At 59.8% G+C, this 15,451-nt stretch carries 12 protein-coding genes; 5 read left to right on the forward strand and 7 right to left on the reverse strand.

Annotated elements, in window-relative coordinates; all coding sequences use genetic code 11:
- Window positions 1-18: 18 nt before the first annotated feature.
- From ACO05M_RS02370 to ACO05M_RS02390, 5 genes are all read right to left on the reverse strand, one after another.
- Window positions 19-696 (reverse strand): riboflavin synthase, encoded by a 678-nt coding sequence (locus ACO05M_RS02370; protein ID WP_421867253.1) that lies wholly within the window; start codon window positions 694-696, stop codon window positions 19-21.
- Between the two features lie 4 nt (window positions 697-700).
- On the reverse strand, window positions 701-1,837 hold the full coding sequence (ribD, locus tag ACO05M_RS02375) for a bifunctional diaminohydroxyphosphoribosylaminopyrimidine deaminase/5-amino-6-(5-phosphoribosylamino)uracil reductase RibD (RefSeq protein WP_421867256.1): 1,137 nt from the start codon (window positions 1,835-1,837) through the stop codon (window positions 701-703).
- Between the two features lie 2 nt (window positions 1,838-1,839).
- Window positions 1,840-2,334 (reverse strand): transcriptional regulator NrdR, encoded by a 495-nt coding sequence (gene nrdR, locus ACO05M_RS02380; RefSeq protein ID WP_421867258.1) that lies wholly within the window; start codon window positions 2,332-2,334, stop codon window positions 1,840-1,842.
- Window positions 2,335-2,599: 265 nt separating this feature from the next.
- Window positions 2,600-3,856, reverse strand: coding sequence for a serine hydroxymethyltransferase (glyA, locus tag ACO05M_RS02385; protein WP_421867260.1), 1,257 nt, complete (start codon window positions 3,854-3,856; stop codon window positions 2,600-2,602).
- 175 nt (window positions 3,857-4,031) lie between these two features.
- Entirely contained in the window at window positions 4,032-7,523 is a 3,492-nt protein-coding gene (locus tag ACO05M_RS02390; protein WP_421867263.1) for an acyl-[ACP]--phospholipid O-acyltransferase, read from the reverse strand.
- 190 nt (window positions 7,524-7,713) lie between these two features.
- Between ACO05M_RS02390 and ACO05M_RS02395 the strand changes: the two genes are divergently transcribed.
- The 3 genes from ACO05M_RS02395 (at window position 7,714) to rrtA (ending at window position 11,480) form a co-directional block, all read left to right on the forward strand.
- Window positions 7,714-8,451: a helix-turn-helix domain-containing protein gene (locus tag ACO05M_RS02395; RefSeq protein WP_421867265.1), complete on the forward strand. Its 738-nt coding sequence runs from the start codon at window positions 7,714-7,716 to the stop codon at window positions 8,449-8,451.
- A gap of 179 nt (window positions 8,452-8,630) precedes the next feature.
- Entirely contained in the window at window positions 8,631-10,859 is a 2,229-nt protein-coding gene (locus tag ACO05M_RS02400) for a VIT and vWA domain-containing protein (RefSeq protein WP_421867268.1), read from the forward strand.
- Between the two features lie 9 nt (window positions 10,860-10,868).
- Window positions 10,869-11,480, forward strand: a complete 612-nt coding sequence (gene rrtA / locus ACO05M_RS02405; protein WP_421867271.1) for a rhombosortase — start codon at window positions 10,869-10,871, stop codon at window positions 11,478-11,480.
- A gap of 89 nt (window positions 11,481-11,569) precedes the next feature.
- Here the strand turns inward: rrtA and ACO05M_RS02410 are convergent, their stop codons facing one another.
- Together ACO05M_RS02410 and ACO05M_RS02415 are read right to left on the reverse strand one after the other, a co-directional pair.
- Window positions 11,570-11,986, reverse strand: a complete 417-nt coding sequence (locus ACO05M_RS02410) for an Hsp20/alpha crystallin family protein (protein WP_421867274.1) — start codon at window positions 11,984-11,986, stop codon at window positions 11,570-11,572.
- A gap of 311 nt (window positions 11,987-12,297) precedes the next feature.
- Complete coding sequence (locus tag ACO05M_RS02415) at window positions 12,298-14,499, reverse strand: heavy metal translocating P-type ATPase (RefSeq protein ID WP_421867277.1); 2,202 nt, start codon at window positions 14,497-14,499, stop codon at window positions 12,298-12,300.
- 157 nt (window positions 14,500-14,656) lie between these two features.
- Here ACO05M_RS02415 and cadR point away from each other — a divergent pair, with 157 nt between their 5' ends.
- Window positions 14,657-15,109, forward strand: coding sequence for a Cd(II)/Pb(II)-responsive transcriptional regulator (gene cadR / locus ACO05M_RS02420; RefSeq protein WP_421867280.1), 453 nt, complete (start codon window positions 14,657-14,659; stop codon window positions 15,107-15,109).
- Between the two features lie 134 nt (window positions 15,110-15,243).
- A complete protein-coding gene (tatA, locus tag ACO05M_RS02425; RefSeq protein WP_421867282.1) occupies window positions 15,244-15,408 on the forward strand; it encodes a twin-arginine translocase TatA/TatE family subunit in 165 nt (54 codons plus the stop codon).
- Window positions 15,409-15,451: the final 43 nt, after the last annotated feature.

Consider the following 15,451-nt stretch of genomic DNA (forward strand, 5'->3'; position numbering starts at 1 on the left):
ACTATTGATTAGTGTTCGTTAGCGACGACCGGTAAAGCCGTGCTCGGCCAGCAGCGCCATACTCAGGCCACCGGCATCGGTATTGTCGTGGCTATCTTCATCGGCGCTGCCACTGAACAGGCGCTCCAGATAGCGGGCGATCAGGTCGACTTCGAGGTTCACCCGGCGGCCGACACTGTAATCCTTAATCAGGGTTTCATCCAGCGTATGCGGGACGATATTGAGTTCAAATTGACTGCCCTCAACCCCGTTGACGGTCAGACTGACACCGTCGACGGTGATCGAGCCCTTGGCGGCAATATAGCGCGACAACGCGGCCGGCGCTTTAATCTGGAACCGGATCGAGCGACCATCTTCACGACGCCCGACCACTTCACCGATGCCATCGACGTGACCGCTGACAATATGACCACCCAAGCGGCTGGTCGGCATCAAGGCTTTCTCCAGATTGACCCGATCACCGGCCCGCAGCAGTTCAAATTCAGTATGGGCCAGGGTCTCGCGGGAAACATCGGCCCAGAAACCATCACCCGGCAGGTCGACCACGGTCAGGCAGACGCCGTTGACGGCGATGCTGTCACCCAGTTTGACGTCGGCCAGATCCAGTTTGCCGGTACGCAGGCGCAATCGCAGATCACCGCCCTGCAGACGGGTATCGACCACTTCGCCGACCGCTTCGATTATCCCGGTAAACATCGCGTTACTGCTCCCCCGCTGGGTGATTAAGAGATGAATGGTTGAATCTTAGTGTCAGACGCAGATCGTCGCCCAAGCGGCGCTGATCCAGCAGTTCCATCCGACGTTGCTCGGCCATCTTGTCGAACGGCAACTCAAAGGCCGCCCTGGCGTTGGATCCCAGTAGCGTGGTGGCCTGATAGAGCACCAGTTCGTCGGCCAGACCCGCGTCAATCACCGCACCACTGAGCGTGGCACCGGCCTCGACCAGCAGCTCATTGCATTCACGCTCGCTGGCCAGCCACTCGAGCAAACCGGCTAGGTCGCTGGTATCCCGCTGTAACAGCGTAGCCTTGTCCTGCAAGGCCTGAACCCGGTCGCCGGGTGCATCACGATAGACCAGCACCGTCTCGCCGGGTTGCTGAAGAATCACCGCATCCGCCGGAGTGCGCAATTGCGAATCCAGCACCAGTCGTAGCGGCTGACGTCGAACGACCTCTTCGGCGTTCTCCAGACCAAGCTGTTCGGCCCGCAACGTCATCGCCGGGTCATCGGCCAGCACGGTGCCGATACCGGTCAGAATCGCCGAACTACGCGCCCGCAGTCGCTGCACATCACTGCGTGCCTGGGCACCGGTAATCCACTTAGATTCGCCCGACGCCATGGCGGTCCGACCATCCAGACTGACGGCCTGCTTGATACGTACAAAGGGACGCTTGCGCGCCATGCGACTGATAAAACCGGGATTGATCGCTTCGGCCTGGGGCTGCATCAGTCCCCAGCTGACCTCGGCACCGGCCTGTTGCAGATAACGGTGACCACGACCGCTGACCTGGGGATTCGGGTCCTGCATCGCCGAGATCACCTTGGCGATGCCAGCCTCGGCCAGCGCCTCGCAGCAGGGGCCCGTCTTGCCATGGTGACTGCAGGGCTCCAGCGTCACGTAGGCGGTAGCCCCGCGGGCCTGCTCCCCGGCAACCGCCAGGGCATTGACCTCGGCATGGCCTTCACCGGCACGCTGGTGATAGCCCTCACCAACCACCTGACCATCGCGCACCAGCACGCAACCGACTCGCGGGTTCGGCTCGGTGGTGTAGAGGCCTTGGGCAGCCAGTTGCAGCGCCCGCGCCATATGGCGGTGGTCGTCGGCGGTATAGCGCATCGCTAGGATTCCGTCTCCGAACGATTGTTGGAGTCCGGGCCTTCGCCATTCGAGGCCAGCTTGTCGATTTCGGCCTGAAACTCGCTAATATCCTGGAAACTGCGGTAAACCGAGGCGAAACGAACGTAGGCGACCTGATCCAGCTCGCGCAGCGCCGCCATCACCGCCTCACCGACCACCATCGACGGCACTTCCCGCTCGCCGGTGGCGCGCAGGCTGTGCTTGATCTGATTGATACAGGCTTCGATCTGGTCGATCCCGACCGGGCGTTTCTCCAACGAGCGGAGGATGCCGGCACGCAGCTTCTCTTCGTCGAACGGCTGCCGCGACCCATCCTGCTTGACCAGGCGGGGCATCAACAGTTCGGCGACTTCGTAGGTGGTGTAGCGCTCGTTGCAGGCAAGACATTCACGCCGACGCCGCACCTGTTCGCCTTCGGCAACCAGACGGGAGTCGATCACTTTGGTTTCGTGGGCTTTGCAGAACGGACAATGCATGCGTCAAACCTGTCTTAAAGAGCGAGAGGCTGTAGGAAAACTACTACGCTCGGTGAAGCGTCGTTAAAAACCGTCTCAAAATGCTCGCTTACAACGCGGTAAGCTGCGCTTTTTCGTCGATTTTTGCCTAGCTTCACCTTCGCTCGCTACCTTTTCCTACAGCCCCTTAAATTCTATTGGGCGGTTATGATATCGAGCCTAGTAAAAACAACAAAGCCCCGCTCTCTATAGAGCGGGGCTCAAAGGGTCTAGCGACAAGACCTGTTTACTTGCTGTAAACCGGGAAGCGGGCGCACAGGGCTTTAACCTCTTCCTTAACGCGGTTGATGGTCGCTTCGTTGTCGATATCGTCCAGTACGTCGCAGATCCAGTTGGTCACCTGAACCGCCTCGGCTTCACCGAAACCACGACGGGTGATTGCCGGAGAACCGATACGCAGACCGGAGGTCACGAACGGAGAACGCGGGTCATTCGGAACCGAGTTCTTGTTGACGGTGATGTTGGCACGACCCAGTGCCGCGTCTGCATCCTTACCGGTGATGTCTTTCTTGATCAGGTCAACCAGGAACAGGTGATCGTCGGTACCGTTGGAAACGATATCGATGCCGCGCTCCATAAAGGTGTTGGCCATCGCCTGAGCATTCTTGACCACCTGCTGCTGGTAGGTCTTGTACTCGTCGCTCAGTGCTTCCTTGAAGCAAACCGCTTTGGCCGCGATGACGTGCATCAGCGGGCCACCCTGGCTTTCCGGGAAAACCGCGAAGTTCAGTTTCTTCTGCAGCTCTTCGTCACCGTTGGACAGGATCAGACCGCCACGGGGGCCGCCCAGGGTCTTGTGGGTGGTGGTGGTAACCACGTCGGCGTACTGCATCGGGCTCGGGTACGCGCCAGCAGCAACCAGACCGGCGATGTGCGCCATGTCGACAAACAGGTAAGCATCAACGGCGTCGGCGATCTCGCGGAAGCGAGCCCAGTCAACGATGCGCGAGTAAGCGGAGAAACCGGCAACGATCATCTTCGGCTTGTGCTCGCGAGCCAGACGCTCGACTTCGTCGTAATCGATCTCGCCGGTTTCCGGGTTCAGACCGTACTGAACCGCATTGTAGATCCGGCCAGAGAAGCTAACGGAAGAACCGTGGGTCAGGTGACCACCGTGGGCCAGGCTCATACCCAGAACGGTATCGCCCGGCTGGCACAGCGCCATGTAAACCGCAGCGTTGGCTTGGGAACCGGAGTGCGGCTGAACGTTGGCGAACTCGGCACCGAACAGCTCTTTGGCGCGGTCGATGGCCAGTTGCTCAACCACGTCGACGTGCTCGCAACCACCGTAGTAGCGCTTGGCCGGGTAGCCTTCGGCGTACTTGTTGGTCAGGCAGGAGCCCTGCGCTTCCATCGACAGCTCGCTGGCATAGTTTTCAGAAGCGATCAGTTCGATGTGCTCCTCCTGACGCTGCTTTTCCGCGGCGATCGCGGCAGCCAGATCAGTATCAAATTCAGCGATGGTCAAACCGTTGTTCAGCATGGATATCCCCTAAGTCAGAGTGGTCGCGCTTTTCCGGGCATCTCCCTTCACGCGGCAAGGGTCACGCGGCAAGCGCCGCTGCGAGAAAGGCGCGAATTATACCCAAGTCGGCAGCGATGTTCACTTGAATGCGGTGCATATTTTGATCAAATTCGGCTCATAACGCCGCAACCACTCAAACCGGCTGCGGCTCAGCCAAAAACTGCTGTGCCAGCTGCTTGGCATTGCCGAAGTCGGTTTTACCCGAACCCAGCTTCGGCACCGCCTCGACCCGATGCCAACGGGCCGGGATCATCAGGCCATTGACGCCCTTGGCCAGCATCGCCTGACGGATCGCGGCGCTGTCCAGATCGGCCTCGTGCAGCAGCACCAACTGCTCGCCCTTTTTCGAACACGGCAGGTTGACCGCCACCAGTTCCTGCTCACCCTCGTCCTCGCCGACTGAATCGAGGCTATCGCGCACCGCCTGCTCGACCGCACTGAGGCTCACCATTTCACCACCGAGCTTGGCGAAACGGGAATAACGATCGCTGATGGTCAGGAAGCCGTGGGCATCGATATAGCCCTTGTCGCCGGTGACGTACCAGCGTCGGCCGTTGATCTGCTTCAGCACCTCGGCATCTTTTTCCGGGTTATCCAGATAGCCCTGCATCACCTGCACGCCACCGATCAGGATCATCCCGGCCTCGCCGGTGGGCAGTTCTTCGAGCGTGTCCGGATCGACCACCATAAAGCTGGTACCCGGCAACGGCATCCCAACGGTGCCCAGTTTGCCGCCGTGCTGAACCTGCCAGTAACGGGTATCGAGGGCATCGGGCAGATTGACGCTGGCCACCGGGGTGGTTTCGGTACAGCCGTAGCCCTCCAGAATCTGCTTGCCGAACTTGGCCTGGAAGCCGCTACGCACCTGCGGGTCGAGACGCTCGGCCCCGGCAACCACAATCCTCAGAGAATCCAGCATCAGCGGATGCACCTTGTTGTTGCGCACGAACAGACGCAGGAAGGTGGAGGTGCCGCACATCACCGTGGTGCGATAGCGGGCCACGGCCCGGGCGATCCCCTGAGCATCGGTCGGATCGGCATGGCAGATCATCGGCATCCCTTCGATCAGCGGCAGGAACTGGGTCACGGTCAGACCGAAGGCATGGAACAGCGGCAACGACGCCATCACCGCATCGCCATCATTGATGTTGAGCACCTCGGCGGCCTGCTTCAGGTTGGCCATGATGTTGCGATGGCTCAGCCGCACCCCCTTGGGGGCGCCTTCGCTACCGCTGGAGAACAGAATCGCCGCGGTCGACTCCGGATCCCGGTTACGACAGACCATCGCCTTCAGCCAGGAAGCCGGCAGCAGTCGCGCCATCACCAGATTGCGTAGCAGTTCGAGCTTGCCGAAGCTTTCGCGCAGATCCTCCAGGTAGACCACCTGCACCTGAGCCAGCAGCGGTTGCACCTCCAGCCCACGCTTGAGCAACTTGGCGACAAACCGGCGTGAGGTATAGATCGTCTTGATCTCCGCCTGGCGCTGGGCCGACAGCAATGCATCGATGCTGGCACTGTAGTTCAGGTTCACCAATGTTTTACCAGCCATCAGACCCGCCATGTTGGCCAACGCTCCGGCAGCGCTGGTAGGCAGCAGCAGGCCGATATTCTGCTCCGGGCTGAGCTTGCGGATCCGACTAGCCATGGTGATCGAGCCAGCCAGTGCCCGCAGACCGTTGAGGTCGGTGCCCAGGGTATCGGCGATCGCCAATCCGGTGCCCACCGAGCGGGCCGAATCGATCCAGGCTTCGTCCAGGGTCGGCAACGTGCGGGCGTGGGCTTCCCAGGAGCTAACCGACAGGTCGAACACCCGGCGCTTGACGATATCGGCGCCGGTATCCTTGGCCAGCGGCTCGCCAAAGGCGATCACCAGATCACGGCGGATACCCTTGCCGCTCAGACGCTTGAGTCGTTCCGACGAACGGGAGAACTGACTACCCCAGAGACCACGCATGTAGAAAGGCACGATCTGGACATCATTGTCGGTCTGGGCACAGGCACGCTCGAAGCCCTTGCGGAACTCGGCCAGGTGACCGGTTCGCGAGATCGTCCCCTCCGGGAAGATACAGACCACTTCACCGTTATCCAGCGCTTCGCTGACTTTGACCAGCGCATCACGGCTGCCGGCACCCTGTTGTACCGGCAGGCAGCCGACCATCTTGAAGAACCAGTTCAGGTACCACTTGTCGTAGATCGCCTTGAGCATCACAAAGCGCACCGGCCGCGGACTGGCGATCTGTACGATGGCCCAATCGACCCAGCTGATATGGTTGCCCAGCAGCAGCACGCCACCCCTACTCGGCAGGTTCTTCATCCCCTGCACTTCGATCCGATAGCGACGGCTGATCAGCGCGGTCAGCAGAATCCGCACCAGCGACTGCGGCAGCTTGGTGATGGTGTAGATGCCACCGATCAGCGCCACCACCGCGATCAGTTCCAGCAACCAGCGGCTGTCAAAGCCCTGCAGCGCAAAGAACACCGTCAGGCCAAGGAAGCCGGCCATGGCCAGGTTCTGAATCCAGTTATTGACCGCCAGCACCTGACCCATATCGCTGTCTCCGGCATGGAACTGGATCAGCGCATTCAACGGCACGATAAACAGGCCGCCCATCAGCCCCACGGTGGTGAACACCGCCGCTTGGCCCCACAGGGTTTCAACGCCCGGCAGCAGCATCAGGCCGACCGCCACCCCGATCGCACCGATCGGAATCAGACCGGTCTCGATATGGTGGCGCGACAACCGTCCCGCCAGCCAGGAACCCAGCACGATACCGATCCCGGTGCAGGCCAGGATGCCCTGAATGACCACGGTATTGGTGACATCGAACTGCGCCTTGGCGAACGCCGGGAAGGCTGCCAGCATCACCTGGCCCACCGACCAGAACACCGCCAGTCCGATGATCGACAACCGAATCACCGGTCGACGAATCACGCTACCCAGGTTGCCTTTGATCAGCTTGCCGCGAGCGTAGTCGGCGACCGAGAACTGCTTCTCCGGGTTGCCCGGCTCCAGCGTCGGCAACCGATACATCGCCCAGAGTTCCAGCACCGCGTTGATCACCAGCACCCAACCCAGCGGCGCCACGGCACGCAGAATCTCGCCGCTGTCTTGAACCTCGCCGGGCGGATAGAAATGCTCGAACAAGATCGAGTAAACAAAGGTGCCGGCCAGAATCGCCACGATGGTCACCGCCTGCACCGCGGCGTTGGCCGAGCCCAATCGCTCCTTGCCGAACATCGGTTTGATATAGCCGTACTTGGCCGGTGAGTAGAACGCCGACTGCACCGCCAGGGCAAAGGTCATCCCAAACGCGGGCCAGAACCAGCCCATGTAGTAACAGAGAGTGATCCCCAAGGTCAGGCCTAGCGCGGCCCAGGCCGAGGCTTTCAATACCTGGTTCTTGGGATAGCGGTCGGCGATAAATCCGGCCGGCGACAGCAGCAGGATAAACGGCAGCAGGATCAGGCCGTTGACGATCGCGGTCAGCACCACCTGCATCTCGCCGTCGTAGACCTTGAACACGGTGTTCTGGATCGTGATCTTATGGCCCAGATCGACAAAGGCGTTCAGAAACACCGCCAGCAGATAGGCCAGTGCGCCGGTTCGGTTCAGTAATTTACTCATCGTAACGATTCCCTGTGGGTTGCCGGAAGTACAATCAACTTCCGTCCACTCTGTCTAAAGGTGCAGCTAAGCATTACTTTTTTATCCAAAGTTACTCGCAGGCGCACCCAAAGTATCGCATTATGTAACCTTTCGATATCAAGGATATCTGCCAGGAGCTGCTTACAGGCTCCCTAACGAGTAATGGACTATGAATCATCCCCAGACCAACGCCCTGATCGCCACGTTGAAACGCCAGCTCAAAGCCAGCGGCAAGACCTATCAGGATGTCGCCACGTTGCTTGAGCTTAGCGAAGCTTCGATTAAACGCTTGTTTCGCGATGGTGAAATTTCACTGCCGAGACTGGAGAAGATCTGCGACGCCATCGATCTGGAGTTTACCGAACTGATCCAGCAGATGTCGCGCGAGCGACACCAACTGCAGCAACTGACCCGTGAGCAGGAGCAGCAACTGGTCGATGACACGACACTGCTATTGGTGGCGGTCTGCTGTATCAACGGTTACGGCTATCAGGATATTCTGGATCAATATCAGCTCGAGCCCACGTTGCTGATTCAGAAACTGGCGATGTTGGATCGCCTCCAGGTGATCGAGCTGTTGCCCAATAACCGGATCAAGCTGCGCATCGCCCCCAACTTCAACTGGTTGCCGGGCGGCCCGATCCAGCAGTTCTTCCATCAACGGATCAAGCAGGAATTTTTCCAGGCCTCGTTTGCCAAGAGCAGCGACACGCTGCTGGTCGCCTATGGTCTGCTCTCGACCCAGAGCAATGGCGAGTTTCAGCAGCGCATGCAGCGACTGATCGACGAGTACAGCGACCAATGTCGGAAAGACATCGGTCTGCCGCTGGATCAACGCCACGGCTCCACCTTAGTCGTCGCGATGCGGCAATGGCACCCGAGTCTGTTCAGTGACTACTTGCGCTGAACGCTATTGATCGACAAAGTACCTCGATCCACCAGATAACACGCCGGGTATCACCAGATGCTACCCGGCCGATAGTGCTAACCGCTCCGCTCTCTCCTCGACACACTGGCCGCAACCACAAGCCGAACCAGAACAAGGCTTGATCCCAGGCCCAAGCGGCCCATCAGAGGAGAGAAACTATGCCACTCACATCAGGATACCGATCCCTTTTTCGATCAATAGCGGGCAAGATCTGCGGCGCCTGTGCCGCATTCGGCCTGCTGGCCGGGGTCAGTCTCAGCGCCGATGCCGCCGGACTGCTGCGTCCGGCCAACAGCAGCCTGCCGGAACTGAAGATCCACTCCCATCAAGTCAAGGTCGTGATCGAAGACGGCTACGCCACCACCCGGATCGATCAGGTGTTCACCAACCCCCACAGTCAGGACCTGGAGGCGGTCTACAGCTTCCCGGTCCCGGAACAGGCGGCCGTGGGTGAATTCAGCTACTGGATCGACGGCAAGCCGGTCACCGGCGAAGTGGTCGCCAAACAGCAGGCCCGTCAGATCTACAACGATCAAAAAACGGCCGGTAATCGCACCGCGCTGACCGAACAGGACGACTACCGCAGCTTCGACAGCCGGGTCTACCCGGTCAAAGCCAACGACCAGGTCAAGATCCGGCTGGTCTATGTACAACCGGCCGAGATCGACAACAGTATCGGCCGCTTTCTCTACCCGCTGGAGGATGGCGTTGTCGACGAGCACAAGAACGCCTTCTGGCTGCGCAACGAAAAGGTCGAGCAGGACTTCGGTTTCGAGCTGGAACTGCGCTCACGCTACCCGATCGACGAACTGCGGATGCCGCAACACCCCCAGGCGGTGATCAGCAACCAGAGCCCCAAGCACTGGCATATCAGCCTGGGTAACCCAACCCCGACAGCCACTGCTGAAGCCCAAACCGATGCCGCGCAGGCCGAAGCGCAATCGCTCCAATCCGCTCCTGTACAACAACACCAGCCGGTGGCCGATCTTAGCCGCGACATTCTGCTCTATTGGCGCCTAGCCGAAGGCCTGCCCGGTGCGGTGGACCTGGTCAGTTACCGTGCCCCGGACGCCAAGCAGGGGACCTTTATGCTGACCCTGACCCCGGGCAACGAACTACCGCCGATCAGCGGCAACCGCGACTGGGTCTTTGTGCTCGATACCTCCGGCTCGATGGCCGGTAAATACGCCACCCTGCTCGAAGGGGTTCGTCAGGGATTACAGCAGCTGCCCAGCGGTGATCGCTTCCGGCTGATCACCTTCAACAAGCAGGCAAAAGATCTGAGCGGTGGCTACCAACCGGTGGAGCTGCAGCGAATCGATGCGATGATCAACAAGTTGCAGCAAAATGGCGTCGGCGGCAGTACCAACCTCTACGCCGGTCTGAAAAAGGGGATTACCGGCCTCGACAGCGACCGGGCCAGCGCGTTGGTACTGGTGACCGACGGGGTCGCCAATGTCGGTACCACCGAGAAGCGAGCCTTCCTGAAACTGCTACAGCAGGCCGATGTGCGGTTGTTCACCTTCGTGATGGGCAACAGTGCCAACCGTCCGCTGCTTCAGGGCATGACCGAGGTCTCCAACGGTTTCGCCTCGCAGATCTCCAACGCCGACGATGTGATGGGGCGACTGATGCAGGCCGCCACCAAGCTCAATCATGCCGCGCTGCGTGATCTGAAGGTGGAGATCGACGGTGTGCGGGTGACCGACCTGACTCCGGCCAAACTACCGCCGCTGTACCGTGGCCAGCAGCTGGTGCTGATGGGCCACTACTTCGGTGACGGCGATGTCGAGGTCCGCCTCAGCGGCCGGATCGGTACCGATAAGAAAACCTACCAGACCCGGGTCCAGCTGCCGGCTCAATCCAGCGACCACCCGGAACTGGAACGGCTCTGGGCGCTGCGCCAGATCGAAGCGCTGCAACAACAGCAGGACTACTACGCCGGTGATGCGTCGGTCGAAAGCGATACCAAGCAGGCGATCACCGACCTGGCGGTTCAGTACGGACTGGTCACCGACTACACCTCGCTGCTAGTGGTCGAAGAGCAGGTGTTCCAACAGCTGGGCATCGAGCGTCGTAACCAGAAGCGGATCGAGACCGAGCATCAGGCCCGCCAGGACCGCAGCCAGAACTGGCAGCAGTCCGGCTCAACCAACAACGGTTCCACTGCCGATAGCGGTCAAACCAACAGCGCCCACTCCAATAGCAATGCACAACCGGCTGCCAACCCGCCGATGTTCAGCGGCGAGCGCTCAACCCTGAGCAATTCTCAAAGCGGGGGCAGCGGCGGAGGTAGTGGCGCGCTGGATCCATCACTGTTGCTGTTGATCGGCCTGCTGGCACTCAGCGCTCTCTGGGGCCGTCGCCACCGGATTCGATTGAACTAAACGGAGCTGATGATGAACCGGATCCGTTGTTCGATCCCTTGGGTGACCCTGGCTATCGCCGGGGTCGCCCACGGCCTGGCCCTGCTGCCCTCGCAATGGGTTGCCGATCCTTTGGCCCTGTTCTGCTTTGATCAACAGGCGATAATGCAGCAGGGCCAGTGGTGGCGCCTGCTCAGCGGCCATCTGGTCCATAACGACAGCACCCACCTGCAGTGGGACCTGCTCGGCTTTTTGATCTTTGGCGGCTGGCTGGAGCTGAAGGATCGGCGTCTGCTGGTGCTATCGTTGGCACTGGCACTGCTGATTCTGGATCTGGTGCTGCTGTCTCCCTGGGGACTGGCGCGCTACTGCGGTCTGTCCGGACTACTGTACGCCCCGGCAGCGCTGCTGCTGTGGCAACACTATCGTCGTCAGCCCCATCTGATCAGCGCCCTGCCGCTGGTTGCCGGTGCGACCAAGTTGATCAGTGAGAGCCTGCAGCAGCAGGCCTGGCTGGCCGATCAGGGTTGGCCACTCTATGCCCCGGCCCACTGGTGCGGTGTGGCGGCAGCGTTGATCGCCTGGCTATTAACTCGCCGGCGGCATTCGTCGCCATTGGGCCAGTCAACGCTTTATCGCTGAAGAGATAAATCGGCCCTCACCCCCTTAATGGGGATGAGAGCCCTCGAGAACAGTAGTGCCCGAGCACGGGATGTCATTTCGAGTCTGTGTTAGCCGATATCGATCTTAACGCCTTCCGGGAGCTGCCGTTGCTGCTTCGGCAGGCTCAGGGTCAAGACCCCGTTGTCGAAGTTGGCTTTGACCGCACTAGGATCCACATCGCTACCCACCGACAGCTGCCGCAGGTACTGACCGTAGTGGCGCTCCTGCCGAATCAGCTTGCCATCCTTTTCCTCACGGTCTTCAGAGCGGGTCTCAGCCTTGATGGTGAGGATGCCGTTATCGAGTTTGACCTCGATATCTTCCTTGCTGATACCCGGCAGGTCAGCCTTGATCAGGTAGCCATCTTCGTTGTCGTGAACATCGATTGCGGGCGGCTTGTCGGAACCACTCGGATCCACTGGCCGGAAGAAGTCATCGAAAAATGTATCGCCAAACAGACGATTGAAGCGGGTTAGGTTGGTCATGATCATCTCCTCCCTACAAGCCTCCCGCATCACCGATTCAGCCCCCATGCTGTCGTTGAAAGTCGGTTCAAAATGCTCATTTACCAATCGTAAACTGCGCTTTCTCACCCACTTTCGCCTAACCCTGCGGCGCTGACTCTAATCATGCTGAAGGCTTTTACAGGTGACTCAAATGAAACCTTCTGCGCATCAGGTTTTTCTAATATTCCTCAATTTCATTGTACTGCGCGGCCACGCCAGCAACAGTGAAAAGCCGTCAATCAACGGCTTGTTTGCTGGTTTTCTGTTCATTCATCACTGGCTGCTCTGGGCTAGTCAGCACGAGATTCCAGCATCCGGAAACTCAACAACCGCAGGCCATTGAATACCACCAGCAGACTGGCGCCCATATCGGCGAACACCGCCATCCACAGGGTCGCGTTGCCGGTTAACGCCAGCAGCATAAATACCGCTTTGATCAGCAGCGCCAGGGCGATGTTCTGGCGTAGCAAAGCCGCGGTTCGTTGACTGAGTCGAACAAAGCCGCCCAGTTTTTCCAGATTGTCGTCCATCAACGCCACATCGGCGGTCTCCATCGCACTGTCGCTACCGGCTGCCGCCATCGCAAAACCAATATCAGCCTGGGCCAGTGCCGGTGTGTCGTTGATCCCGTCTCCTACCATCGCCACGCAGCCATATTGCTGCTTCATCTGCCGTAGCTGCTCCAGCTTCTGCTCCGGCAGCAGCTCGCCGTGGGCCTGCTCCACCCCCAACTGTGCCGCAACCGCATCCACCGTATGCTGGTTATCCCCTGACAGCATCCTGCTGTGCAATCCCAGCTGCTGCAGGGATTGCAGCGCTGCCGCCGAGTGCGAACGGGGTTGATCGACAATGGCAAACAGCAACAGCGGCTGGTTGTCGCGGCAGAGTACCAACACCGTCTGGCCCCGGCGCTCAATCTCGGCCATCTGCTGCTCCAGGGTTTCGCTGCAGCCGCCACGCTCATGCAGCCAGCGGTGATTGCCTAGGCAGTAGCGCTGACCGTCGATCAGACCACTGAGTCCGCGCCCCGCCTCGCTACGGAACTGTTGCAGCGAATCAGGATCCTGTTCCAGCGGATAGGATTCGGCAAAACTCACCACCGCCTTGGAGACCGGATGTTGGGAGTGCTGTGCCAAGGTGACAGCCAAACCAAGCAATCGTTGGGTTTCAGGATCATCGACACCAGAGTTCCCGGCGCCCTCCAGCCACTGCAGACTGGTTACGCTGGGTTGCCCTTCGGTCAGGGTACCGGTCTTGTCGAACGCAAAGGCGCCAAGTTTGCGTCCCTGTTCCAGATACCGACCGCCCTTGATCAGCACCCCGTGCCGGGCCGCCGTGGCCAGACCGCTGACGATGGTCACCGGGGTCGAGATCACCAGCGCACAAGGGCAGGCGATCACCAGCAACACCAGGGCCCGATAGATCGCATCACCCCAGCTCCAGTCCAACAACATCGGTGCCAAACCCGCTACCAGCAGGGCCAGCAGTAGTACCGCCGGGGTATAGACACGGGAGAATTGATCGACAAAACGCTGAATCGGTGCCCGTTCGCTCTGGGCCTGCTCCACCAGATGGATAATCCGGGCGATGGTCGAGTCACCGGCAGCGGCCGTCACTTCGACCTCCAACAGGCCGGTTTCGTTGAGGGTGCCGGCAAACAGCGGATCACCAACCGACTTATCCACCGGCAGGCTTTCCCCGGTAACGGCCGCCTGGTTGACCGCCGACTCTCCGCGCTGCACCAGGCCGTCGAGGGGGATTTTTTCCCCCGGCAGGACCTGGATTCGGCTGCCGACGCCGACGTCAGCGGCCGCCACCGCTTTCCAACCGCCATCAGCCTGTCGCACCCGGGCACTGTCCGGCGCCAGTGCCATCAGATTGCGGATTGCTCCCCGCGCCCTTGCCAGCGAGGCGGCCTCGACCCGCTCCGACAGCGCAAACAGCACCATCACCATCGCCGCTTCGGGCCACTCGCCGATCAGCATCGCGCTGGTGACCGCAATCGACATCAGTGCATTGATATTCAGATCACGCTGCCGGATCGACTGCCAGCCCTTACGGTAGATGGTCGGACCACTGAGCAGTAAAGCCAGCAATGCCAGAACCACCACCAGCAGATCACCCCAGTTGAACCAGTGACCCAGCTCGGCCGCCAGAGCCGCCAGCCCCGCTAACGCCAGCCGCCCATAGTTCTGCCAAAGGCTCGGTTCTACAGCCTTGCCCGGTTGGGGTTTAGATTGAGCACCGGCCTCAAGCCGCTGCCCGGCAAAGCCGATCTCGCTTAGTGCCTGTTCGATCTCTTCCCTGGCCGCCGGCGGATGGCTGACACTCAGGATTCGATCGAGCAGATTGAAGCTAAGCTGCTCGACCACCGCCATCGATTCCAACCGCTTGCGGATCATCCGCTCTTCAACCGGACAATCCATCGCTTCGATATACCAGCGGCTCAACTGCATACCGGACTTGGGCTGCAGACCGGATTTGGGCTGCATGCCAGGTTCCGCCGACGGAGCCTGTTGGCTGCCGGTTCCACAGCAGCTGCCACAATCGGAAAGTACGTCAGGCACCGTTTACTCCTTGTCGTTACAGTTGATCTACCGGAAGCCTAAACCTTATAGTCGATATAAGGTCAAGCGATAGGAACAAGCCATGCGTATCGGCGAGCTCGCCCGTCAAACCGGCACCGAAACCGTCACCATCCGTTTCTACGAGAAGCAGGGGCTGATGCCGCCACCGGCACGCAGCGACAGCAACTACCGGATCTACAACGACACCCATAAGGAGCGGTTGCTGTTTATCCGTCATTGCCGGGGCATGGATATCAGCCTGGAAGAGATCGCGACCCTGCTTGAATGCCGCGAGCACCCGGCCATGAGCTGCGATAACGTCAACCGCATGATCGACAGCCATATCGGTCAGGTTCAACAGCAGATCAACGACCTGCAGCGACTCGAGCAGCAACTTCACCAGCTACGGCAGCGCTGCAACAACGAACGCAACCCCAAGGGTCAAGCCGCCGACTGCGGCATCCTGGACTCCCTCGAGCACTGTGAACCGGATGGCTGTCACAACCATCCGGGCCACAAAAAAACCAATTCCTAACCAGCCTAATCCATATCAAGTTACCGACTGTATGACTGTGTTATTTATTAGCGCCTGATTAATTAGCTACTTGCAGACTCGCCATTACCAGGTGGCTTAGCTTGTAAGTCTGCGTTGAAAAAACAGGTGAAGAGATGGGAATTGGAGGAATCAGCGTCTGGCAGCTCTTGATCGTGCTGCTGATCGTCTTGCTGCTGTTCGGCAGTAAAAAACTGGGCAGCCTGGGCAGTGATCTGGGTGGTGCCGTCAAAGGCTTCAAGAAAGCCGTCTCGGATCAGGACCCGTCCAAACTGTCCTGAATCCGTCCCTCGGCCGTTTCGGCCGAGTCTTGGGTGGACGAAA

Origin of the sequence: Motiliproteus sp. (assembly GCF_965230735.1) — a bacterium.
Lineage (GTDB): Bacteria > Pseudomonadota > Gammaproteobacteria > Pseudomonadales > Balneatricaceae > Motiliproteus.

What these genes read in the sequence shown, in the direction of transcription:
- ACO05M_RS02395 (WP_421867265.1), top strand. Translation starts at nt 7,714, where the DNA reads ATGAATCATCCCCAGACCAACGCCCTGATCGCCACGTTGAAACGCCAG.
- ribD (WP_421867256.1), bottom strand. Translation starts at nt 1,837, where the DNA reads ATGCGCTATACCGCCGACGACCACCGCCATATGGCGCGGGCGCTGCAA.
- ACO05M_RS02370 (WP_421867253.1), bottom strand. Translation starts at nt 696, where the DNA reads ATGTTTACCGGGATAATCGAAGCGGTCGGCGAAGTGGTCGATACCCGT.
- glyA (WP_421867260.1), bottom strand. Translation starts at nt 3,856, where the DNA reads ATGCTGAACAACGGTTTGACCATCGCTGAATTTGATACTGATCTGGCT.
- tatA (WP_421867282.1), top strand. Translation starts at nt 15,244, where the DNA reads ATGGGAATTGGAGGAATCAGCGTCTGGCAGCTCTTGATCGTGCTGCTG.
- ACO05M_RS02415 (WP_421867277.1), bottom strand. Translation starts at nt 14,499, where the DNA reads ATGCAGCCCAAATCCGGTCTGCAGCCCAAGTCCGGTATGCAGTTGAGC.
- cadR (WP_421867280.1), top strand. Translation starts at nt 14,657, where the DNA reads ATGCGTATCGGCGAGCTCGCCCGTCAAACCGGCACCGAAACCGTCACC.
- ACO05M_RS02390 (WP_421867263.1), bottom strand. Translation starts at nt 7,523, where the DNA reads ATGAGTAAATTACTGAACCGAACCGGCGCACTGGCCTATCTGCTGGCG.
- rrtA (WP_421867271.1), top strand. Translation starts at nt 10,869, where the DNA reads ATGATGAACCGGATCCGTTGTTCGATCCCTTGGGTGACCCTGGCTATC.
- nrdR (WP_421867258.1), bottom strand. Translation starts at nt 2,334, where the DNA reads ATGCATTGTCCGTTCTGCAAAGCCCACGAAACCAAAGTGATCGACTCC.
- ACO05M_RS02400 (WP_421867268.1), top strand. Translation starts at nt 8,631, where the DNA reads ATGCCACTCACATCAGGATACCGATCCCTTTTTCGATCAATAGCGGGC.
- ACO05M_RS02410 (WP_421867274.1), bottom strand. Translation starts at nt 11,986, where the DNA reads ATGACCAACCTAACCCGCTTCAATCGTCTGTTTGGCGATACATTTTTC.